Here is a 23,296-nt window from a genome sequence, read left to right as displayed (position 1 = left end):
CGGACCACCCGCGGAGATTCCATGAGCCTTTCCACCCTCGATATCTGCATCGTCCTGGCTTACCTGGCCGGCATCTTCATCCTTGCGCAGTGGGTGTCGCGCGAGAAGGACGGGCAACAGAAATCGGCCCAGGACTACTTCCTGGCCAGCCGCAGCCTGCCCTGGTGGGCGATCGGTGCCTCGCTGATCGCAGCCAACATTTCGGCAGAACAGATCATCGGCATGTCCGGCTCCGGCTACGCCATCGGCCTGGCCATCGCCTCGTATGAGTGGATGGCGGCACTGACCCTGCTGATCGTGGGCAAGTGGTTCCTGCCGATCTTCCTGCGCAATGGCATCACCACCATGCCGCAGTTCCTGGAGGAACGGTACGGCAACCGCATCCGCACGTTGATGGCGGTGTTCTGGCTGGGGCTGTACGTATTCGTCAACCTGACGTCGATCCTCTGGCTGGGCTCGATCGCCATTGCCGGCGTGGCAGGCCTGGACCAGAACGTGGCGCTGGTGCTGCTGGGCGCATTCGCGCTGCTGTACCAGCTGTACGGTGGCCTGAAGGCGGTTGCACTGACCGACATCGTGCAGGTCTGCCTGCTGGTGCTGGGCGGCCTGCTGGTAACGTTCATCACGCTGGGCAAGATCGGCGACGGCAGTGTCAGCGATGGCTTCATGCAGCTGTGGCAGGCGCACCCGGAACGGTTCGAGATGATCCTGAGCAAGGACAACCCGTTCTACAAGGATCTCCCCGGCCTGTCGGTGCTGCTGGGCGGCATGTGGATCGCCAACCTGAGCTACTGGGGCTTCAACCAGTACATCATCCAGCGGGCGCTGGCCGCGAAGAATCTGCAGGAAGCGCAGAAGGGCGTGGTGTTCGCAGCCTTCCTCAAGCTGCTGCTGCCGGCCATCGTGGTGGTGCCGGGCATTGCCGCGGTGATGCTGGCGCCCAACCTGGAACGCCCTGATGCCGCCTACCCGACCATGCTGGGGCTGCTGCCCAGTGGCATTCTCGGCCTGGTGTTCGCCGCCCTGATCGCCGCCATCGTCGCTTCGCTGGCATCCAAAATCAATTCGGTGGCCACCATCTTCACCCTGGATTTCTACGCCAAGCGCGCGCCGGACGCACCGCAGGCCAAGCTGGTCCGGGTCGGCCGGCTGGCGGCCACCGTTTCGATCATCGTGGCCCTGCTGACTGCGCGGCCGCTGCTGGGCAGCTTCGACCAGGGCTTCCAGTACATCCAGGAGTTCACCGGCTTCTTCACTCCGGGCATCGTGGTGATCTTCCTGCTGGGCCTGTTCTGGAAGCGCGCCAATGAAGCCGGCGCGCTGGCGGCAGCCATCGGTTCGTTCGTGCTGTCGCTTGCGTTCAAGCTGCTGTGGCCGCTGCTGCCCTTCATGGACCGCATGGGCGTGGTGTTCCTGGCCACGCTGCTGCTCGGCGTCGGCGTGGCGCTGGCCACCCGTGCACGCGGTGATCGTGACCGCATCCGTACCGATGACGTGGGCTTCGCTACCGCGCCTTCGTTCAACGTTGCCTCGTTGGCCGTGGTGGCCATCCTTGTCGCGCTGTACGCAACCTACTGGTGACCGAGATGCGCCTGATGAAACTGCCCCCGATGGACGCTCTGGCCCACCCACTGCGACGCAGCAGCCTGGCACTGGGCTTCGCTGCGCTGCTTGTCGCCGCCCAGCCCGCCACTGCAACCACCGTGGAGTGGGGAGACACGGTGACGGTTGACGCTGCCAATGCCGGTTGGGGCCGTCTGGCCCGGCTGCCCGACGGACGCTGGCTGGCCGTAACCACTCACTATCCCAAGGGCCGCCCGACCACGCTGCAGCTGCTGGTCAGTGATGACAACGCGCGCACGTGGGCGCCCTTGTCCAGCGTGTCCGAGCCCGGGCGGCTGCTCGACAACGGCGAACTGCGTGTCATGCCCGATGGCCGGGTGCTGCTGGCCATGCGCTCACTGATCGACCGCCGCTCGTACCGTCTCAACCTGTATGCCAGCGATGACCAGGGCCGGCAGTGGCATTTCCTCAGCACCATTACCGCCAACGAAACGCCGCGCGGGCGCAAGGACCGCGGTGTCTGGGAACCCGTGCTGACGCCGCTGCAGGATGGCAGCCTGTCGGTGGTCTATGCCGATGAAACCCGCGCCGACGAAAAACCCTCCTACAACCAGGTGGTGTCGCAGCGCATATCCAACGACGGTGGCCGCACCTGGTCTGCAGCGGCGACCATTGCCGAACAGCCTGGCGGAGGCCGCCTGCGGCCGGGCATGCCGGTCATCTCGGCTCGCCCGGGCGGCGGCTACCTGATGGTGCTGGAAACCTGCGGCGACGATCCTCAATGCCCGGTGTCGTACAAAACGTCAACGGACGGCCGCACGTGGCCGGTCGGCCTGGGCACGCCCCTCGCCGACCAGAAGTGCGGCCCGCATGTCACGAGTACCACCAGCGGCGCAATGTTCGTGACCTCCTGCCTCAATGAGGTCAGTGCAAGCGAGGACGCCGGCGCTACCTGGAAAACGATCCGCCCGCCCGCATGGCCACTCGGCTTCCGTCACTCCTGGCCCGCTGTTGTCGAGATCGGCCCGCAGGAGATCGGCGTGGTCAATGTGGTGGAGGGGGCTGTGCAGATCCGGTTCGGCACATACCGGCCCTCGACTGACCGCTGAACGGGCACGTTGCGCCAAAGCCTACCAACTGGTAGATTGATACTTTGGACCTTCAGGTGCCTCATGGATACCGAGCTCTCGCCAAAAGCTGCTGAGATCGTCGCCTACACCCGTATTCTGCTCGAGTCTGGGGGCTACAACAGTTTCAGCTATGCAGACATCGCAGCGCAGGTAAACATCAGCAAGGCCAGCATCCACCACCACTTCCCCACCAAGGTCGATCTGGTCCGGGAGGTCGTGGCGCGCTACCGCGCCGAAGCCCGTGCCGGCCTGGCGCTGCTGGAAGGCCAACTGGACAACCCGCTGGGCGAGCTGACCGCCTATTCGGATTACTGGTCCAGCTGCATCCTGGGCGGCACGTCCTCGTTCTGCATCGGCGCGATGCTGGCAGCCGAGCTGCCCACGCTGCCGCCCGAAGTCGCGGCGGAGGTGCGCGGGCATTTCGATGACCTGAGCCAGTGGCTCACCTCGACGATGACGCGGGGTCTCTCCCGGGGCCAGCTGCAGCTGCATGCGACGCCACAGGTGGAAGCCCGCACCTTCATGGCCGCGGTACATGGTGCGATGCTCGCCGCGCGTGGCCTGGGCGAACCGGCGGCGTTCGAGTCCCTGGTCCGGGTGTCGCTTGATCGCCTGGCCCCGGCCGCCTGATCCCCTTCGACCCCACGGGAAGCGTGCTCCATGGCGACGACACTCCAGAAACAGGTAGCCTTCCTTCGCGAGATCGACCAGCTGAAGAACGTGGTTCGCCAGTCTCCCCTGCTCGACCGCAGCCGGCGTGAGAACTCGGCCGAACATTCCTGGCACTTGGCGATGTACGCACTTGTGCTGGTTGAGCACGCCGCGGAAGCGGTCGATGTGCAACGCGTGCTGACCATGCTTCTGCTGCACGACATCGTTGAAATTGACGTGGGTGACATGCCCATCCATGGCGGCACCAGTGCCGCGCATCAGGCGCAGCTGGAGGCCGTTGCCGCCCAGCGGCTTTTCGGCATGCTGCCGCAGCCACAGGGCGAGGACATGTTGGCGCTGTGGCATGAATTTGAAGGCGCGCGCAGCGCCGACGCCAGGTTTGCGAAGGCGTTGGATCGCTTCCAACCCCTGCTGGCGAACATATTCGCCGGCGGCGGGACCTGGACCGAGAATGGCGTCTCCATGGAACAAGTGCTCGAGCGCTACGGTCCGGTCATCCGCGAAGGCGCGCCGAGCCTGTGGGCACTCTGCGAACAGTGGGTCATCGAGCACTTCCAAGGCCACCCGGCGTCCCGCTGAAGCCCAGGAAATGAACAGAAGGCAACCCGGCGCGGTGCCCTGACGCAAACTGATTGACGATCTACCTACTGGTAGGCAAGCATGCACGTCGATAGCCTACCTATTGGTAGATAGGCCAACACCCACCCACGCTTCTTCCTTTCGAATCCGGAGAATTTCATGACTGCCACCGCCCCTTCCGTGTCCCCGGCAAGTGCCTGGCTCCAGCGCTACTACTTCCTGCGCGCAGGCGTGTCCATTGCGTGGATCGCCTTGGCCGTTGTGGTTGGCCGGCAGAACGCAGCCGTAGGTGCGGTGCTGCTGGTGCTGTACCCGGCATGGGATGCGCTGGCGAACTACATCGATGCCCGCCGCACCGGTGGCTTGGGTGCGAACGGCACGCAGATGTTCAACTTCATCGTCAGCGTGGTGACTGCCATTGCCATCGGCGTTGCCCTCACTTCCGGCATGGTCGCCACGATCAAGGTCTTCGGTGTCTGGGCGATCCTCTCCGGCCTGCTGCAACTGGCTACCGCGGTGCGTCGCTGGAAGAGCACAGGTGGCCAGTGGGTCATGATCCTCAGTGGCGCGCAATCGGCAGCCGCCGGCGCGTTCTTCTTCAAGCAGGCCAGCAGTGGCATCGCCTTGGATGTCACCACGGTGGCCCCCTACGCCGGCCTGGGCGCGTTCTATTTCCTGCTCTCGGCCATCTGGGTGACCGTCAAGAATGCGCGCGCACGTTCGGCCGTCAAATCGGGCTGAGTCTGTGAGCCATCTACGCCGTCGCTATCGTGTTGTACGTGCGCACAGCGTCGCTCTGGCCGGCCCGCTGAGCGTGGAAGACCAGGCGGCCCAATCCATGCCGGATGCCAGCCCGACCAAGTGGCATCTGGCACATACCAGCTGGTTCTTCGAAACGTTCCTGCTGGCGCCGCACCTGCCGGGGTACGCTGCGTTTGATCCAACGTTCGGCTACCTCTTCAACTCGTACTACGAAGGCGCCGGCCCACGGCTGCCGCGTGCAGAACGCGGCCTGATGACACGCCCCTCCGCCCACGATGTACTGGCGTATCGCGCCCATGTCGATGCTGCAATGGACAGGCTGCTGCACGCGTTGCCGGCGGCCTGCACCGGACTGGTCGAGCTTGGCCTGGCACATGAGGAGCAGCACCAGGAACTGATCCTCATGGACGTGCTGCACCTGTTCTCCCGATCGGCGCTGTCGCCTGCGTATCGGCCGGAACTCCCCTCCCGCGCGCGGCCTGCCGGGCCCATGCAATGGGCCGACATCGCCGGCGGGCTGGTGGACATCGGCGCGACAGGCGACGACTTCGCTTTCGACAATGAAATGCCTCGCCACACGGTCTTCCTGCACGCCTTCGCGCTTGCCGATCGCCTGGTCAGCAATGAGGAATGGCTGGCCTTCATGGCCGATGGCGGCTATCGGCGGCCTCTGCTGTGGCTGGCCGATGGCTGGGCAACCGCCCAAGCGCAGGGCTGGCAGGCACCGCTCTACTGGCGCGATGAAGGCGACCAATGGAGCACCCTGACGCTGCAGGGCCGCACCCCATTGGATCCACACGCTCCCGTGCGCCACGTCAGCTACTACGAGGCTGACGCTTACGCTCGCTGGGCCGGTGCGCGCCTGCCCAGCGAAGCCGAGTGGGAGCACGCTGCAATGACGCTCCCCAACCTGGGCGGCCTGTACGACCAGGCATGGCAATGGACCTGCAGCGCCTACCACGCCTACCCCGGCTTCCGCGCGCCGCCTGGAACCGTGGGCGAATACAACGGCAAGTTCATGGCGGGCCAGATGGTCCTGCGCGGTGGTTCCTCGATCACCCCTCCCGGACACGCAAGGGCGACGTACCGTAATTTCTTTGCGCCTGCCCAGCGCTGGATGTTCAATGGCGTGCGCCTGGCACGCGACAACGATCCTGCCGTGTCGGCGCCGTCAAGCGCGTTCCTCGATGACGTGCTTCGTGGTTTCTCGGCGACCCCGAAAAATATGCCGGCCAAATACTTCTATGACGAAGAAGGCTCGCGCTTGTTCGAGGCGATCTGCGCCACGCCCGAGTACTACCTTACCCGCACCGAACTGGCCCTCCTGCGGTCTTCGGCGGCCGACATCGCCGGCCACATCGAACCCGGAACCGTGCTCGTAGAGTTCGGCAGCGGCGCCAGCGTGAAAACACGCGTCCTCCTGGATGCCTCGCCCCACCTCGGCGCTTACGTACCCATCGACATCAGCGCGTCCGCGATTGCGCAGGCGGGTGCGGCCATCGCACGTGACTATCCCCATCTGCAACTGGCCGCACTGGCAGGCGACTTCACCCAGGCTGTCACCCTGCCCGGGCTCGCTGATGGACATGCGCGGCTGGGCTTCTTCCCGGGTTCTACGCTGGGCAACTTCAGCCCAGGGGAATCGGTCGCGCTGCTGTCGCATCTGCGCAACCTCCTGGGCTCGGGCGCCCAGCTTCTGATCGGCGTGGACCTGGTAAAGGACAAAGAAACGCTGTTGGCTGCGTACGACGATGCCGCCGGCGTCACCGCAGCCTTCAACCGCAATCTGCTGGTGCGGATCAACGACGAACTGGGCGCCAACTTCGATCCGGGTGCATTCCTGCACCGTGCGCATTGGAACGCCAGCGAGTCCCGCATGGAGATGTGGCTGCTAAGCCGCCGCGAGCAGGCGGTACGGATTGCAGGCCATGCGTTTCACTTCGCCCTTGGCGAAGGACTGCACACCGAGAGCTCCCACAAATTCACGCCCCAGCGCCTGGCGGCAATCGCAGAATGTGCCGGCTGGAGCGTGGAGGATCAGTGGCTGGACCATGATCTGCCCTACGGGCTGTTCCTGCTGTCGTTGGCCTGAGGGGAAACGACGCCAGCCATGATGCGGCGCAGCTCAGCCACCTGATGCGGCCATGGCCTGCGCGCGTGCCTGGGCCGCTCCGACGGCCGCGTCCAGCATCGCCGGCCAGCCGCCCTCGGCCAGCACCGCCAGCGCGGCCTGCGTGGTTCCGCCGGGAGACGTCACCTGCGCCCGCAGCTGCGCGGGTGTCGTGGCAGAGGCCTGCAGCATGCGCGCTGCGCCCAGCAGCGTCTGCTGGGCCAGCTGCCGGCTGCTGTCGGCCGGCAGGCCGCGCACTTCGGCGGCCCGCTGCAGGGCTTCGGCCAGCAGGTACAGATACGCCGGGCCACTGCCGGCCACCGCCGTCGCCGTGTCCATCTGCGCTTCCTCGTCCAGCCACACGGTGGACCCGCAGCCACGGAACAGCGCTTCCACCTGTGCACGTGCCGCGTCAGGCAGCGCACCACCGGCATGCAGTGCGGTGATGCCCGCGCCGATCGCTGCAGGCTGGTTGGGCATGCTGCGCACACTGACATCGATGCCCAGCCACTGCTGCAGCCGGGCGTGGGTAACGCCGGCCATGATCGACACCACCTGCGGCGAGACCGCGGCGGCCGTGGCGGCCAGCGCGCGGCACACTGCTTCGGCGGCCTGTGGCTTCACCGCCAGCACCCACAGCGGTGCCCGCTGCGCCGCCTGCGTGGCCTGTTCGACCACCTGCACGCCGAGCTCGGCAGACAGGCCCTCGCGGATGCCCGGCAAGGGATCGGCCACCACCATCCGTGCGGGGTCCTGCCCTTGCCGCAACAGCCCCTGCAGCAGGCAGCGCGCCATGTTGCCACCACCGATGAACGCGATGTCGGCAGCAGCCTTCATCGCACCGGCTCCGTGCCCAGCTGGCTGTCCAGCCAGTCCAGCACGCGCTGCTGGACATCACGGCCGTGCGCCTGCTCGAAGAACCAGTGCGGCCCGCGCGGGTACGTCACCATCTCCACCGGCGTGCCATTGAAGCGCAGCGCGCGGTACAGCATCTCGCCCTGCGACAGCGGCACGCGCTTGTCCTGTTCGCCGTGCAGGATCAGCACCGGCACGCGGATGTTGCTGGCATGGCGGATCGGCGAATGCTGGTCGTAGACGCTGCGGTTGCGCAGCGGATCGCCAAAGTAGCCGGGCAGGTAATCCGGCGTATCGGTGGTCAGCGCCATCGCACCGATGTCGATGACCCCGGCCCCGACGATCGCGGTCTTGAAGCGCGGGCTGTTCGCCACCGCCCAGGCCGCCATGTAGCCGCCATAGCTCCAGCCCCCGATCGCCAGCCGCTGCGGATCGACGACGCCTTCCTTCTCCAGCAGGTCCACGCCGTCGAGGATGTCCTGGAAATCACCGCCGCCCCAATCGTTGCGCGCCCGCTCGGCGAACGCGCGGCCGCCGCCTTCGGAGCCGCGCGGGTTGGGCAGGAACACCGCATAGCCGTGCGTGGACAGCAGCTGCGCCCAGTCGTGCCAGGAACCCAGCCACCCCGACCACCACGCCCACGCCGGACCGCCATGGCCCTGCACCAGCGTCGGCAGCGGCGTGCCGGGCTTCCAGCCGGGCGGCGTGACCAGCAGGCCGGTGATCGGCAGCCCATCACGCGAGGAGGTCCACGCCAGTTCACGCACGTTGCCATGCGCCCAGCCCGCAACTTCCGGGTGGTGGTCGCTGCGCACCGCCAGCGTTGCGCCCTGCTGCAGCCAGACTTCCGTCGGCTGGCTGTTGCCGATGCCCAGGTAGGCGCTGCGCCCGCTGCGCGTGGTGGTGAACGCGGCGAAGGGAATCTGCGGCCGCGCCAGTTCCGTCCAGTGGCCATTGGCTGCATCCAGGCGCAGGAAGGCGCCGCGCACGCCGCGCTGGCCCAGCCCCAGCAGGTGCCCGTCGTCCTGCCAGCGCGCCAGCCACAGCGTACCGTTCCAGTCCGCCCCCAGCACCGTGCGCTGGCCGCTGCCGATGGCATGCACGGTGATGTCGGCGGTCATGCCGTGCTCGCCGAGGTGGCCGTACAGCAACCGCGTGCCGTCGGGCGACCACTGCAGCGGGTGCGCCGACGCACGCGGTTCCAGCTCGGCCTGCTGCGCGCCGCTGCCAGCATCCACCAGCACCACCTGCGAGCGGTACCAGAAGTCATTCAGCGTGGTGCCCTGCGAAACGCGCAGCGCCAGCGTGCGCCCGTCCGGCGACCACGCCAGGTCATGCACCTGCTGCCCGGGCGCGCTCAGCACGCGGGTCTGGCCGCTGCGCAGATCGCGCAGCCAGACGCGGCTGAACGCAATGGGATGGTCCACGCGCTGCGCATCGTCCCTGGCCTCGCCGGCGGCGGTGGTGGCCGCATCGGGGACATCGGCCGACAGATAGGCGATGCGCGTGCCATCGCGTGATACCTCGAAAGCGCTGACATCGCCCTCTGCGCGGGTCAGCAGCTGCGGCGCACCGCCCTGCGCATCCACGCGCCAGACCTGCGCGCCGCCCAGCGAAGCATGCTCCACGTCGGCCGGCAGCGCGCGGGTGGAGATGAAGTCCAGGTAGCGGCCATCGGCGCTCCAGCGTGGATGCTCTTCGCTGGCAGCGTCTGCGGCGGGCAGTTCCTTCGCGGTTGCCTTGCCACTGGCCGGTACCCACCAGATGCGGCTGCGCGGCGGCTTGCCCTGCGGCTGTGGCGTGCCGACCGTATAGGCGATGCGGCTGCCGTCCGGGCTGATCTGCGGGTCGCCCACCACCTTCAGCGCCATGATCGCCTGCGGGGTCGGCAGCACCGGCGCCGCCGGGGCGGCAGCCAGCGATGGCAATGCGACCGCCACGCACAGGCAGGCGCACCACATCCGGTTCAACAACAGGCTCATGCAGGCTTCCCTTGTGTGGCAGGCGGCAGCAGATGCTGGCGCACCCATTCTGCGCCACGGCCGATGGCATCGTTTGCCAGTGCGGACACCGCCATGGCTTCGATGAAACTATGCGGCGCGCCGCGATAGACCTGGCTGTCGACCGTTACCCCAGCATCGCGCAGGCGCTGCACCATCGCCTGGTTCTGCTCGGCCAGCACGTCGCGGTCGCCCCACAGCAGCAGCGCAGGCGGCAGCCCGTGCAGCGCGGCATGCAGCGGCGCCGACAGCGGACCGGCCACGGCCTGCGCATCCGCGCCGAGGTAGGCGGCCCAGAACTCATCCATTTCCGCCCCGCTGAGCATGTCCTGCGGCTGGCCCAGCTGCTGCCGCGCCTGCTCGGACAACTGCGGTGTCCATGCACCGTAGTTCAGTACCAGCGCCTGTACGCAACCGAGATCGCCGGCATCGCGCAGGCGCAGGGCGCTGGCCACGGCCAGGTTGGCGCCGGCCGAATCACCGCCCAGCGCCAGCCGCTGGCCGTCGATGCCGAAGCGCGCGCCTTCGCTGCGCAGCCACTGCAGCGCGATCACCGCCTGGTCCAGCGCTGCGGGGTACGGGTGCTCGGGTGCCAGGCTGTAATCGATGGCCACCACCGGCAGCTGCGCGCGATCAGCGTATTCGCGCAGCAGGCGGTCATGCGTATCCAGCCCGAACATGCACCAGCCGCCGCCGTGCAGATAGACCAGCGCGGGCGACGGCGCGGCTGGCTGCTGCTGCGGGGTCAGCACGCGCAGCTTGAACGGCCCGTACGCGGAGTCCAGTGGCACATCCACGCTGTCGCGCATGCGCGGGCCGCCCTCGCGCCATGGCGCACGCGCCTGTGCGGCAATCACCCGGCGCTGCGGCCAGTCCAGCGTGCGTCCGGCGCGCAGGCGCGCGCCTTCGTTGCAGACATCTTCGATGAAGCGGCGGATCTGCGGGTCCAGCGCATCCAGGCTGCGGCTCATGCGTCCTCCCCGCTGCCGGCCGCGAAGTCGATCATCCAGTCCGCCAGTACATGCTCGCCACCGGCCTGCAGGCCGGCCAGCAGCTGCGCGAAGTCGTGCCGCGCTTCGTCCTGGCCCAGCTTGAAGGTGGCGCGTACCTCGCGTACCTCACCGCGCAGCGCCACCACGCCGCTGGCCAGCCGCGCATAGCGCTCGCCCATTTCCTGCAGCGACCAGGCCTTGGCACGGCCGGCTTCCATCTGCGTGATCAGCGCATCCAGCTCGTTGCGGATGTCCGCGTCCTGCGTACTGACAGCAACATCCAGCTCGAACATCGCCGCGGCATAGTTCCAGCTTGGCGCCTGGGTGCGGTCATCCAGCCAGCTGGGCGAGACGTAGGCATGCGGCCCCATCAGCAGCGCCTGTGCGCGGCCGTCGCGCTGCAGCCGTGCCACGTGCGGGTTGCGCTTGGCCAGGTGGCCGCGCAGGGCCACCAGCCGGCCGTGTGTATCGCACTCGGCACGCAGCGGCAGAGGGGTGAAGGCCGCATCGTCGCCGCCGGTGGACACCAGCCAGGCGAAGGGTTGGCTGGCTAGCAGATGCAGCACGTCGTCCTGGTTGCGGGCGGCGTAGCGGCTGTCGCGGGCATGGCCCATCAGTAGAGCTCCATCAGTGGGGTTGGTCCAGTGCGCTGGCCACGGACACCGCAGGCCAGCGGTCGCGCCATGGCGCGGCCTGTTCAAGTTCGGCGGCCAGCTGCAGCAGCAGGGGCTCCTGCCCGCGGTCGGCGGCAAACTGCATGCCCACCGGCAAGCCATCACGGTGGCCCACCGGCAGCGAGATGGCCGGCGTGCCGGCCAGGTTCTGCAGTGGCGTGTAGCTGATCCACTCGAACATGGCTGGCAGCAGCGTGTCGAAGTCGCGGTCCGGGGCGAGTGCGCCCAGCGGCGGCGGCAAGGTGCGCACGGTCGGGGTCAGCAGCACGTCGTAGTGCTGGTGGAACTGGTTGAATGCCGCTGGCAGTGCCGCCAGCACCGCATAGGCCTGCTCCAGCTCGGGCACGCCACAGTGCTGGCGGTGGAAACGCGCCAGGCCGTGCGTCCATGGTTCCAGTGCATGTGCCGCGAAGTCATCGCCGCCCTGCGCCACCGCCAGTTCGACCGCATCCAGTCCCAACCGCGACCACAGGGTGTAGAGGGCCTGCCAGACCTCACGGCCCGGCAGCGGGTAGGTGGTGGCCTCGACTGCATGGCCCAGCGCCGTGCACAGCTGCACGGTCTGCTCCAGCACGGCCTCCACCGCCGGATCCGGTGCCAACCCAGGCAACGATTCACTGATGACGCCAATGCGCAGCCGGCGCGGCGGCTGCAGCCAGCCGCGAGGGTCCAGCCCGGCGCGGGGATGGGCCGCACTGAACGCCCACGCGGTATCGCGCACGCTGCGCGACATCAGGCTGTCGGCCACGATCAGGTCTTCAATGGCATGCCGTCCGCGCACCATCACCGTGCCGCCGCGCCCCGGCTTCAGCCCGACCACGCCACAGGCCGACGCCGGAATGCGGATGGAACCGGCGCCATCACTGCCATGCGCCAGCGGCACGATGCCCGCGGCCAGCGCGGCGCCGGCCCCGCCACTGGAACCACCGGGCGAATACGCGGGGTTCCACGGGTTGCGGGTGACCGGCCCGAGCAGCGGCTCGGTCGACCCCATCAGGCCGAACTCGGGCATGGCACTCTTGCCGATGGCCACCAGCCCAGCCGCATCGAAGCGCTGTGCGAATGGCAGTGCATCCAGCGCCGGCACCGCGCTGCGCGAGCGTGAACCGCCGCGCGTGGGCATGCCTGGGTAGCGCAGTGAATCCTTCGGCAGCCACGCCACGCCGGCCATGGGTGCATCGCGGCGCACGCGCGACGCGTGCTCCAGCGCCGCATCGGCATCGACATGGCTGAGTGCGCCCAGCACCGGGTCCAGGTGGCGCACGCGCATCAGTGCCGCAGCAACCAGTTCGCGCGGTGAGAGTTCGCCGGCACGCACCAGCGCGTGCTGGTCGTGCGCATCCAGATGGCCCAGCTGCAGTGCCTGGGCCAGCGGAAAATCATCAAGGGTCATGCCATGGGTTCCTGAAGCCGGCGGCGCGCACGGCGCTGCCCGTAGAAGACATAGATGGCCGCACCGGCCAGCACGTAAACCAGCAGGATGCTGGCCGGCAGCACATCGCCGCGGCGGACCTGGGCCAGCATGTCGCCCAGCACCGGCACCATCATCGCCACGCACATCACGATGCCCAGCACCGGCACAACGCCCAGCCACACGCCGCCGATCCAGACCCCGCCCAGTGGCACGCGGAAGCCGCCACGCAGCTCTGGACGGGTGGAGCGCAGCCACATCACCGCGATGCACACCACGATGAACGCCGAGGCGATGCCCAGGCAGATCAGGTCGCCCAGGATGCTGATCGGCAGCAGCGCGGCCAGCAGGGCACTGGCGCTGCCGAATGCCACGCTGGCCAGCCACGGTGTGCCGAGCGTGGGGTGCACGCGGGTGAAGAACGTCGGCAGCAGGCCATCGCGGGCGATGCTCAGGCTGATGCGTGAGGCGCCGTAGGCGTTGGCCAGCAGCACCGAGCCCAGCCCGGTCAGCGCGCCGATCTTGATCAGCACCGCAAACCCCGGCCAGCCGATGCGGTCCACCGCCAGCGCAACCGGGTCCGGCACGCCCAGCTCGCGGAACGGCACCAGCCCGGTCAGCACAGCGCCGGCCGCCACGTACAGCACGGTGCACACCACCAGCGAGCCGAGGATGCCCACCGGCACGTCACGACGTGGCTGGCGCGCTTCGGCGGCGGCCATCGAGACAGTCTCAAAGCCCAGGTAGGCAAAGAACAGCATGGCCGCTGCACGCAGCACGCCGGGCCAGCCGTAGGCGAAGCCGCCCTCGTTGGCCGGCAGGAACGGCTGCCAGTGCGCAGCGTCGATGAACTGCGAACCGACCGCGATGAAGGCCAGCAGCACCGCGATCTTGATCAGCACCAGCACCAGGTTGGCCAGTGCCGAGCGCCCTACCCCGGCAATCTGCACGGCGGCAGCGGCCAGCACCGCCAGCGCTGCCACCGCATTGATGCCGCCGCTGAAGGACAGCACGGTATGCCCGCCCTGCGCGGTGGCGGTCACGCTGGACACCGCAAGCCCCAGCGGCACGGCCACGTGCAGATCGCCCAGCAGGCTGGTGAGGTAACCGGCAAAGCCGGCGGCCACCGCGGCGGCGGCCAGCAGGTATTCCAGGATCACCATCCACGCCAGCGCCCACGCCGCGCCTTCGCCCAGTGTCACCTGGCAGTACGAATACGCTGAGCCGGACACCGGGATGACCGATGACAGTTCGGCATAGCACAACCCGGTGAAGCCGCAGGCCAGCGCCGCCAGCACGAAGGCCAGCACCACTGCCGGGCCGGCGAAACTGGCCGCGGCAGTGCCGGTCACCACATAGATGCCGGCGCCGAGGATGTTGGCGATGCCCAGCACCAGCAGGCTGCCGGCACCCAGCCGGCGCTGCAGGCCGGCGCGCTCGCCGTCGGCCACCACCGCCTCCAGCGATTTGCGCCGCGCTGCCAGTTGCCAGCGCCCGATTGAACGTTGCTGCACGCGGCCGCTCCCGTCCATCGTCTCAGTAACGCCAGTGCACGGTGACGCCGACGGTGCGCGGCCGCACCAGGCCTTCGCCGATGCCGTTGGTTTCGGTCACGCTGCGGGTGATGCCACGCTTGTCGGTCAGGTTGCTGCCGAACAGCGTGACATCGGTGTTGCCGAAGGTCATGCGGTAGCGCAGGTCGAACAGGTTGTAGTTGCCCTGGCGGTTGGGCGTGATGCCCGGCACGGCCGAGTTCAGATCGCTGATGCCACCGCCCACGTACTGGTGTGACAGCGACAGCGTCGGCGAGAAACGCGCATCGAAGTGCCAGCTGAGCAGGTTGCTCACCGTCCAGTCGGCCGAGCCCGGCAGCTGCGATCCCTTCGGCGCGGTGCCGTAGTACAGGATGAACAGATCCTCATCCAGGCGGGCGCGCTGCCAGGTGGCCGATGCCTGCCATTCGAAGGCATCGACCGGGCGCCAGGTGGCGGACAGTTCGACGCCACGGCTGTAGGCCTTGCCGCCATTGCTGGCGTAGTTGAACAGGTCCGGCGTCTGCAGCCGCAGCTGGATGTCCTTCCAGTCCACGTAGAACAGCGTGGCATCCAGCAGCAGGCGCCCGCCGGCCCAGCTGGTGCGCGTACCCAGTTCGTAGTTGACCAGGCTGTCACTCTTCGACCCGGACGGCACCGGGTAGGCGCTGAGTCCGGCGGTGTTGGGTTCGCCGAAGCGGAAGCCCTCGGACACCAGGCCGTACACCATCACGTCCGGGTTCACCTGCCAGGTCAGGGAGACCTTCGGATTGAAGCCGTCTTCCTTGGTCTCCTGGGTCGACACCTTGGGCGCGCCCGGCCAGGTCGAGAAGCCCACCTGCGTACTGACCGTGCGCACCTTGTTGCGGAACAGGCGGCCGCCGACGGTCAGCTTCCACTGCTCGTTGAAGTGCACGCTGCCTTCGCCGAACAGCGCCGCTTCCGAGCCGGACAGGTCGGTCAGGAAGCCGTTGAAGATCTGTCCGTCCGGCGCGATCACCGCGCCACTGCCGGGGCCGAACAACGGCGAACGGTCGAACGCGGCAGCCGCACCTTCCGCGCCCAGCTGCTCGTGCAGGCTCTTGTCCGAATCGAAGTACATGCCACCCACCAGCCAGTCGATGCGGCCACCCGGCTTGGAAGACAGGCGCAGCTCGACGCTCTTGCCGGTGCTTTCACCGCCGGATGCGATGTACAGCGGCGCGGTCAGGTCCAGGCCCAGGTCGGCGTTGTAGGCCGCACGCACCGGCGTGTAGTCGAAGCGCCAGTCCTGTTTCTTTTTCTGGTAGGCCAGCAGCGCGGTCAGGTCGGCAAAGCCCAGGTCCTGTTCCAGCCGCACGCTGTGCACGGCCACCTTGGTATGGGTGTACTCGGGCAGCGCGGTGCGGCGCGTGAGGTCGCCCAGTCCGGCAATCTGGTAGCTGTTGTCGTCGCTGTCGGTGTTCTGCAGCAGGCTCAGCCAGGTCAGGGTGGTGCCCTCGTTCGGGGTCAGCACCAGTGACAGCCGGCCGCCATCGAGCGTGCTGCTGTTGGCGCCGTCCCTGCCGGTGCCGATGTTGTCGATGAAGCCGGGATCGTCGCGGTACTGCGCCACCGCACGCACCGCCAGCAGGTCCTGCTTGATCGGCACATTCACCATTGCCTTGCCGGCAAAGCCCACGTCAGCGTTGCGGGTCTGGCTGACGGTCGCTTCGGCAGCGGCATCGAAGGCGCCGGTATCGGCGATGTTGGCCACGTAGTTCACCGCCCCGCCCATCGAGGCCGACCCGAACAGCGTGCCCTGCGGCCCCCGCAACACTTCCACCCGGTTCAGGTCGAAGGCATCGATATCGGGAATGGCGATGGTCCAGCCCGGTTCGGTCAGCGGCACTTCGTTGAGGAAGTAGCCGGTCGTGGGCTGGCCCTGCACATTGCCAGCGCTGGTGGCGATGCCGCGCATCACCACGTGCGAGACACCCGGCTGGTAGTTGTTGAAGACCACGCCGGGAGTGCGCTGGATGTAATCGGCCAGCGACTGCGCGCCGATGTCCTGCAGTTGCTGGTCGGTGACCGCCGAGACCGAACCGGCGATCTCACGCACCGATTCCTTCAGCTTGCCAGCGGTGACCACCACCGTGTCCAGGGTACGGGCCGGGTCGGCCGCAGCGCCGGCGGGCGCCTCCTGCGCCCAGGCCGGGGCGGTGGCGAACAGGCCGAAACAACACGCGAAACGGACAGCATGGCTGAGCGGGCGAAGGCGGAGCTGCAACGGCATGAGACGGTCCCCCAGTTGGCGATGGACGTGGCGCCGGTCGCGCTCTGCGCAGCGGCAACCCACATGGCTGAGGTCGAGTGAAAGTGAAAACAGCCACCGCTGTCCAGCAGAATCAACGGACACCGCACTAGCGACAACGTGTTGATTGAATTATGTTTATTTCATGGGGAGCCGTGGATGTGGGCGTTATCACATGTGAAATACGCAGGTTCTGCGGCCCGGCCCCTCAAATTGCGAACAAACTGCGGCGCGCTGCCGCACCGGGAAAGCCCTGATGACCGCCAAATCGCTGGACCGCATCGACCTGAAGATCCTCGACGTGCTGCAGCAGGATGCACGCATCACCAACCAGGCCTTGGCCGATCGTGTTGCGCTGTCGCCCAGCGCGTGCCTGGCACGCGTGCGCGCCCTGGAGGCCAAGGAGCTGATCCGCGGCTACCGCGCGCACGTGGCGGTGGACCGCATCCGCTCGGCCACGGTGGTGCTGGCGATGGTGGCCTTCAGGCGGCACGCACTGGAGGAGTTCACCGCCTTCGACCGGCGCATCCTGGGCATGCAGGAAATCGTCGAGGCCAGCCGCATTTCCGGCGAGTACGACTACCTGCTGCGGGTGATCGTCAACGATGTGCACCACTGGAAGGACATCGCGCGGCTGCTGCTGGGCGGCGACTACGGGGTGGAGAAGATCGTGTCGCAGTTCCTGATGGACGAGGTGAAGCCATTCAGTGGCTACCCCCTGGGAGACGGTCCGACCGGGAAGCGCAGCAGCTGACAGGCGAATGAAACCGGAATGATCCAGCGCGCGCCACGCGGTCCGTCGTAACATTCATGGGCATGATCGCCGGTGCCCGGAGTGGCGTCGCAGCACGATCGCAGCAGAACATCCCGCTACTTGCCGCTTCTGACGGCAACCCGCCCTCACCCATCGAGACCGGACGCATTGCAAGCCACTGATTCAAAACAAAAGAGCAGCCCCTCCAAGGCCGCTACCGAACACACCCCGCTGATGAAGCAGTTCTTCGCAGCCAAGTCCGACTACCCGGACCTGCTGCTGTTCTTCCGCATGGGCGACTTCTACGAGCTGTTCTACGACGACGCCCGCAAGGCGGCGCGGCTGCTGGACATCACCCTCACCCAGCGCGGCAGCTCCGGCGGCGCGCCCATCCCGATGGCCGGCGTGCCGGTGCATGCCTATGAGGGCTACCTGGCCCGCCTGGTGGCGCTGGGCGAATCGGTGGCCATCTGTGAACAGATCGGCGACCCGGCCCTGGCCAAGGGCCTGGTCGAACGCAAGGTGGTGCGCATCGTCACCCCCGGCACGGTCACCGACGAGGCGCTGCTGGACGAGCGCCGCGACACCCTGCTGATGGCGCTGTCGCGCACGAAGCAGGGCTACGGCCTGGCCTGGGCCGACCTGGCCGGCGGTCGTTTCCTGGTCAACGAAGTGGAGACCGACGACGCGCTGGAAGCCGAACTGGCCCGCCTGGAGCCGGCCGAGCTGCTGGTGCCCGACGAAGAGAACTGGCCCGAATTCCTGCGCCAGCGCACCGGCGTGCGCCGCCGTGCGCCGTGGCTGTTCGATGCGGACAGCGGCCGCCGCCAGCTGCTGGCCTTCTTCAAGCTGCACGACCTGAGCGGTTTCGGCATCGACGACAAGCCGCGCGCCACGGCAGCCGCCGGCGCCCTGCTCGGCTATGTCGAAGAGACCCAGAAGCAGCGCCTGCCGCACCTGACCTCCATCGCGACGGAAACCGCCGGTGAAGCGATCGCGATGAACGCCGCGACCCGCCGCCATCTGGAACTGGATACGCGCGTGGACGGCGACACCCGCAACACGCTGCTGGGCGTGCTCGACAGCACGGTGACGCCGATGGGCGGCCGCCTGCTGCGCCGCTGGCTGCACCGCCCGCTGCGCCTGCGCGAGGTGCTGGTGCAGCGCCACCATGCGGTGGAAACGCTGATCGACCGCGGCAGCGACGCCGACATCCGCGAGCAGTTCCGTCGCCTGGGCGATCTGGAACGCATCCTCACCCGCGTGGCGCTGCGCTCGGCGCGCCCGCGCGATTTCTCCACCCTGCGCGATGGCCTGGGCCTGCTGCCGGCCGTGCGCGAAGTGCTGGCACCGCTGGATTCGCCGCGCCTGCAGACCCTGCACGCCGCGCTGGGCGAGCACGACGAGTGCGCGCACCTGCTGGCCAGCGCCATCGCCGAGATGCCGCCGCTGAAGCTGAGCGACGGCGGCGTGCTGGCCGATGGCTTCGATGCCGAGCTGGATGAACTGCGCCGCCTGTCCACCCATGCCGACCAGTTCCTGGTCGACCTGGAACAGCGCGAACGCGAGAGCAGCGGCATCGCCACCCTCAAAGTGGGCTACAACCGCGTACACGGCTATTACATCGAAATCAGCAAGGGCCAGTCCGACCGCGCGCCGGTGCATTACACCCGCCGGCAGACGCTGACCAATGCCGAGCGCTACATCACCGAGGAACTGAAGGCCTTCGAGGACAAGGTGCTGTCCGCGCGCGACCGTTCGCTGTCGCGCGAGAAGTACCTGTACGAGCAGCTGCTGGACACCCTCGGCGGCCAGCTGGAGCCGCTGAAGCAGTGCGCCGCCGCGCTGAGCGAACTGGACGTGCTGGCCGCCTTCGCCGAACGCGCGCAGGCGCTGGACTGGGCGCGCCCGGAACTGCAGGCCGAGCCCTGCCTGAAGATCGAACGCGGCCGCCACCCGGTGGTCGAAGCCGTGCGCGAACAGCCGTTCGAGCCGAATGATCTGGACCTGCATCCGGACCGTCGCATGCTGGTCATCACCGGCCCGAACATGGGCGGTAAATCGACCTACATGCGGCAGAACGCGCTGATCGTGCTGCTGGCCCACATCGGCAGCTTCGTGCCGGCCAGCCGCGCGCTGATCGGCCCGATCGACCGCATCCTCACCCGCATCGGCGCCGGCGATGACCTGGCCCGCGGGCAATCGACCTTCATGGTCGAGATGGCCGAGACCAGCTACATCCTCCACCACGCCACCGCGCATTCGCTGGTGCTGATGGACGAGATCGGCCGTGGCACGTCCACCTACGATGGCCTGGCGCTGGCCGACGCGGTGGCCCGCCACCTGGCCTACCAGAATCGCTGCTATACGCTGTTCGCCACCCACTACTTCGAACTGACCGCACTGGCCGACGAACAGCACGAAGGGGGCCGCAGCGGCATCGCCAACGTGCACCTGGATGCGGTCGAGCACGGTGAAGCACTGGTGTTCATGCACGCGGTGAAGGATGGCCCGGCCAACCGCAGCTTCGGCCTGCAGGTGGCCGCGCTGGCCGGCCTGCCGCGGGCGACCGTGGCGCAGGCCCGCCGTCGCCTGGCCGAGCTGGAACAGCGCGGTGGCGAAAGCCATGCCGCTGAAGTCTCGCCGCAGGCGCTGGATGCACCGCAGCAGTTCGGCCTGTTCAGCGCACCGGCCAGCAAGGCGCAGGAAGCGCTGGCCGCGATCGACCCGGACGAGCTGACCCCGAAGCAGGCGCTGGAAGCCCTGTACCGGTTGAAGACGTTGTTGTAAGCGGGTTTGACATGGCGCCGGGCCCTCGCCCGGCGCCATGAACCCTTCGCATTTCCGTCGTGTACCCGGCGTTATGCTCGGGCGGTCCTTCCTTCACAGAACGGAGACCGCCGTGAACACCGAATCCCTCGCCGCTTCCCTCTTCCAGCAGCTGCAGCAGGGGCAAGGCCTGCAGCAGGTGTCCCAGCAGCTCGGCCTGGACAGCAGCCAGACCACCCGGGCGGTGGGCAGCGCGCTGCCGCTGCTGCTGGGCGCGATGGGCCAGAACGCCAGTGAGCCGCAGGGCGCGCAGTCACTGCTCAATGCACTGCAGCGCGATCATCTTGGCGGCGGCGGCGGCGGTTTCGACCTGGGCGGCATCCTCGGCGCGGTGATGGGCGGTGGTGGCAGCGGTGCCACCGACGGCGCCGGCATCCTCGGCCATGTATTCGGCGGCCAGCAGCCGCAGGCGGCCGAGCTGCTCGGCCAGAAGACCGGCCTGGACAGCGGCACCACCGGCAAGCTGCTGGCCATCCTCGCCCCCATCGTCATGTCGTTCCTGGCCCAGCGCTTTGCCCAGCAGGGCAATGCCGGCGAACTCAGCTCGGCCCTCGGCCAGGAAGCCCAGCACGCTGGCGGCGGCCTCGGCAGCCTGCTGGGGGGCGCACTCGACCAGGACGGCGATGGCCAGTTCGGTGCCAGCGATCTGCTCAAGCTCGGTGCGGGCCTGCTCAAGCGCTGATCGCGCACAACGGTCCAAGCCCTGCCCTTGATAGGCCGCCACTATCGCATCGGTTGAATCAATCGAATTTACCCATCAGTAGGCGCCACCTATGGTGGTCAGGCCTCCCCCGATTCCACCTTTCGCCAGTCCACAGGTAGACACCCATGAAAAGCGAAGCCAAGTGCCCGTTCAACCACGCCGTCGTCGGAGACGCGACGACCAACCGCGACTGGTGGCCGAACCAGCTGCGCGTGGACCTGCTCAACCAGCACTCCAGCCGCTCCAATCCGCTTGATGCGGGCTTCGATTACGCCATGGCCTTCAAGGGCCTGGACTACGCCGCGCTGAAGGCCGACCTGAAGGCGCTGATGACCGATTCGCAGGACTGGTGGCCGGCCGATTTCGGCCACTACGGCGGCCTGTTCATCCGCATGGCCTGGCACAGCGCCGGCACCTACCGCATCGGCGATGGCCGTGGCGGCGGTGGCCGCGGCCAGCAGCGCTTCGCCCCGCTCAACAGCTGGCCGGACAACGTCAGCCTGGACAAGGCGCGCCGCCTGCTGTGGCCGATCAAGCAGAAGTACGGCCAGGCCATCTCCTGGTCCGACCTGCTGATCCTGACCGGCAATGTCGCCCTGGAATCGATGGGCTTCAAGACACTGGGCTTCGCCGGTGGCCGCCCTGATACCTGGGAACCGGACCAGGACGTGTACTGGGGCCGCGAAACCACCTGGCTGGGCGGCGATGTGCGCTACGCGCACGGCTCCGAAGGCGTGCAGGAAGACCACGGCGTGCTGGTGTCCGATGACGATGCCGATGGCGACGTGCATTCGCGCAAGCTGGAAAACCCGCTGGCCGCCGTGCAGATGGGCCTGATCTACGTGAACCCGGAAGGCCCGGACGGCAACCCCGACCCGGTGCTGGCCGCGCATGACATCCGCGACACCTTCGCCCGCATGGCCATGGACGACAAGGAAACCGTCGCCCTGATCGCCGGCGGCCACAGCTTCGGCAAGACCCACGGCGCCGGCCCGGCCGACAACGTCGGCAAGGAACCGGAAGCGGCCGGGCTGGAAAACCAGGGCCTGGGCTGGGCCAGCAGCTTCGGCAGCGGCAAGGGCGGCGACACCATCACCAGCGGCCTGGAAGTGACCTGGACGCGCACCCCGGCGCAGTGGAGCCACGACTTCTTCGAGCTGCTGTTCGGCCACGAATGGGAGCTGACCAAGAGCCCGGCCGGCGCCCACCAGTGGGTGGCCAAGAACGCCGATGCGGTCATTCCCGACGCGCACGATCCGTCGAAGAAGCACCGCCCGACCATGCTGACCACCGACCTGTCGCTGCGCATGGACCCGGCCTACGAAAAGGTCTCGCGGAAATTCCTCGATGACCCGCAGGCCTTCGCCGATGCCTTCGCCCGCGCCTGGTTCAAATTGACCCACCGCGACATGGGCCCGCGCGCGCGCTACCTGGGCCCGGAAGTCCCGGCCGAGGAATTCATCTGGCAGGATCCGGTGCCGGAAGCGAAGCATCCGCTGATCGACGCCAAGGACATCGCCGCGCTGAAGCAGAAGATCGCCGCAACCGGCCTCAGCGTCGCCGAGCTGGTGTCCACCGCGTGGGCGTCGGCCTCGACCTTCCGCGGCTCGGACAAGCGTGGTGGCGCCAACGGTGCGCGCATCCGCCTGGCCCCCCAGAAGGACTGGGCGGTGAACCAACCGCAGCAGCTGGCCAAGGTGCTGGCCGCGCTGGAAAAGGTGCAGGCCGAGTTCAATGGCGGCGGCAGCAAGCAGGTGTCGCTGGCCGATCTGATCGTGCTGGCCGGTGGCGTGGGTGTCGAACAGGCTGCCAAGGCCGGTGGCCATGAGGTGAGCGTGCCGTTCACCCCGGGCCGCACCGATGCCAGCCAGGAACAGACCGACGTCGAGTCGTTCGCGGTGCTGGAGCCGGCCGCCGATGGCTTCCGCAACTACCTCAAGGGCGCTTACAGCGTGCCGGGCGAAGCGCTGCTGATCGACAAGGCACAGCTGCTGACCCTGACCGCGCCGGAGATGACCGCCCTGGTCGGTGGCCTGCGCGTGCTCGGTGCCAATGCCGATGGTGGCAAGCACGGCGTGTTCACTGCACGCACGGGCACGTTGAGCAATGACTTCTTCGTCAACCTGCTGGACATGGGCACGCAGTGGAAGGCCACCGGCCGCGAGAGCTATGAAGGCCGCGCCCGCGGCGAAGGCAGCGCACGCTGGACCGGCACCCGCGCCGACCTGGTGTTCGGCTCCAACGCCGTGCTGCGCGCACTGGCCGAGGTGTATGCCAGCACCGATGGCGAGAAGAAGTTCGTGCAGGATTTCATCGCCGCCTGGACGCGGGTGATGGAGCTGGACCGCTACGACCTGCACGGTTGAGGTGATCCGGGTGGTCGCCGGGCATGCCCCGGCGCTACCCCGGCGCTCTAGTGGGTGCGAACCGTTGGTTCGCACGCTCTCCGCAGCCGCTA

Annotated in this window: 17 protein-coding genes; 10 read left to right on the top strand and 7 right to left on the bottom strand. The window is 67.9% G+C overall.

Translation table 11 applies throughout. The features are described from left to right. The first annotated feature begins 21 nt into the window (after positions 1-21). The 6 genes from C1927_RS06535 (at position 22) to egtB (ending at position 6,798) form a co-directional block, all read left to right on the top strand. On the top strand, positions 22-1,581 hold the full coding sequence (locus C1927_RS06535) for a sodium/sugar symporter (protein ID WP_108746227.1): 1,560 nt from the start codon (positions 22-24) through the stop codon (positions 1,579-1,581). Between the two features lie 5 nt (positions 1,582-1,586). Further along, positions 1,587-2,672: a sialidase family protein gene (locus C1927_RS06530; protein ID WP_343125700.1), complete on the top strand. Its 1,086-nt coding sequence runs from the start codon at positions 1,587-1,589 to the stop codon at positions 2,670-2,672. 63 nt (positions 2,673-2,735) lie between these two features. After that, entirely contained in the window at positions 2,736-3,323 is a 588-nt protein-coding gene (locus tag C1927_RS06525) for a TetR/AcrR family transcriptional regulator (RefSeq protein WP_079221150.1), read from the top strand. 30 nt (positions 3,324-3,353) lie between these two features. Continuing rightward, complete coding sequence (locus C1927_RS06520) at positions 3,354-3,944, top strand: HD domain-containing protein (protein WP_108746225.1); 591 nt, start codon at positions 3,354-3,356, stop codon at positions 3,942-3,944. Between the two features lie 159 nt (positions 3,945-4,103). After that, entirely contained in the window at positions 4,104-4,685 is a 582-nt protein-coding gene (locus C1927_RS06515) for a DUF308 domain-containing protein (protein ID WP_108746224.1), read from the top strand. Beyond that, positions 4,651-6,798, top strand: coding sequence for an ergothioneine biosynthesis protein EgtB (egtB, locus tag C1927_RS21860; RefSeq protein ID WP_108746223.1), 2,148 nt, complete (start codon positions 4,651-4,653; stop codon positions 6,796-6,798). Before C1927_RS06515 ends, egtB begins: the two co-directional genes overlap by 35 nt. A 33-nt stretch (positions 6,799-6,831) precedes the next feature. On the opposite strand, the gene proC is transcribed toward egtB, so the two are convergent. The 7 genes from proC to C1927_RS06475 are packed head-to-tail and all read right to left on the bottom strand — an operon-like array spanning position 6,832 to position 16,534. Then, the gene (gene proC / locus C1927_RS06505) at positions 6,832-7,653 is read right to left on the bottom strand and encodes a pyrroline-5-carboxylate reductase (protein ID WP_108746222.1); all 822 of its coding nucleotides are present in this window, start codon (positions 7,651-7,653) and stop codon (positions 6,832-6,834) included. Continuing rightward, positions 7,650-9,653, bottom strand: a complete 2,004-nt coding sequence (locus C1927_RS06500) for a S9 family peptidase (RefSeq protein ID WP_254051542.1) — start codon at positions 9,651-9,653, stop codon at positions 7,650-7,652. Before C1927_RS06500 ends, proC begins: the two co-directional genes overlap by 4 nt. Next, positions 9,650-10,642, bottom strand: a complete 993-nt coding sequence (locus C1927_RS06495) for an alpha/beta hydrolase (protein WP_108746220.1) — start codon at positions 10,640-10,642, stop codon at positions 9,650-9,652. The genes C1927_RS06500 and C1927_RS06495 overlap by 4 nt, the downstream gene beginning before the upstream one ends. Further along, positions 10,639-11,277, bottom strand: coding sequence for an FMN-binding negative transcriptional regulator (locus tag C1927_RS06490; RefSeq protein WP_159095311.1), 639 nt, complete (start codon positions 11,275-11,277; stop codon positions 10,639-10,641). Before C1927_RS06490 ends, C1927_RS06495 begins: the two co-directional genes overlap by 4 nt. Before the next feature lie 13 nt (positions 11,278-11,290). Beyond that, on the bottom strand, positions 11,291-12,730 hold the full coding sequence (locus C1927_RS06485; RefSeq protein ID WP_108746218.1) for an amidase family protein: 1,440 nt from the start codon (positions 12,728-12,730) through the stop codon (positions 11,291-11,293). Further along, positions 12,727-14,262, bottom strand: coding sequence for an amino acid permease (locus C1927_RS06480; protein ID WP_237772017.1), 1,536 nt, complete (start codon positions 14,260-14,262; stop codon positions 12,727-12,729). Before C1927_RS06480 ends, C1927_RS06485 begins: the two co-directional genes overlap by 4 nt. Positions 14,263-14,284: 22 nt before the next feature. Further along, positions 14,285-16,534, bottom strand: a complete 2,250-nt coding sequence (locus tag C1927_RS06475) for a TonB-dependent receptor (protein WP_079221140.1) — start codon at positions 16,532-16,534, stop codon at positions 14,285-14,287. A 274-nt stretch (positions 16,535-16,808) separates the two neighbouring features. Between C1927_RS06475 and C1927_RS06470 the strand changes: the two genes are divergently transcribed. The 4 genes from C1927_RS06470 to katG all read left to right on the top strand — a co-directional run bounded on the left by C1927_RS06470 (position 16,809) and on the right by katG (position 23,204). Next, positions 16,809-17,306 carry an Lrp/AsnC family transcriptional regulator gene (locus C1927_RS06470; protein ID WP_108746217.1) on the top strand — a complete coding sequence of 166 codons (498 nt, stop codon included), beginning with the start codon at positions 16,809-16,811 and terminating at the stop codon, positions 17,304-17,306. 168 nt (positions 17,307-17,474) lie between these two features. Continuing rightward, positions 17,475-20,096: a DNA mismatch repair protein MutS gene (mutS, locus tag C1927_RS06465; protein ID WP_108746216.1), complete on the top strand. Its 2,622-nt coding sequence runs from the start codon at positions 17,475-17,477 to the stop codon at positions 20,094-20,096. Between the two features lie 73 nt (positions 20,097-20,169). Beyond that, a complete protein-coding gene (locus C1927_RS06460; RefSeq protein ID WP_108746215.1) occupies positions 20,170-20,817 on the top strand; it encodes a DUF937 domain-containing protein in 648 nt (215 codons plus the stop codon). Positions 20,818-20,963: 146 nt separating this feature from the next. Then, positions 20,964-23,204 (top strand): catalase/peroxidase HPI, encoded by a 2,241-nt coding sequence (katG, locus tag C1927_RS06455; protein WP_108746214.1) that lies wholly within the window; start codon positions 20,964-20,966, stop codon positions 23,202-23,204. Positions 23,205-23,296 lie beyond the last annotated feature (92 nt).

Origin of the sequence: Stenotrophomonas sp. ZAC14D1_NAIMI4_1, from assembly GCF_003086775.1 — a bacterium.
Taxonomy (GTDB): domain Bacteria; phylum Pseudomonadota; class Gammaproteobacteria; order Xanthomonadales; family Xanthomonadaceae; genus Stenotrophomonas.
Note: the sequence above shows the minus strand (reverse complement) of the source record. Positions and strands in the feature narration are given on the sequence as shown.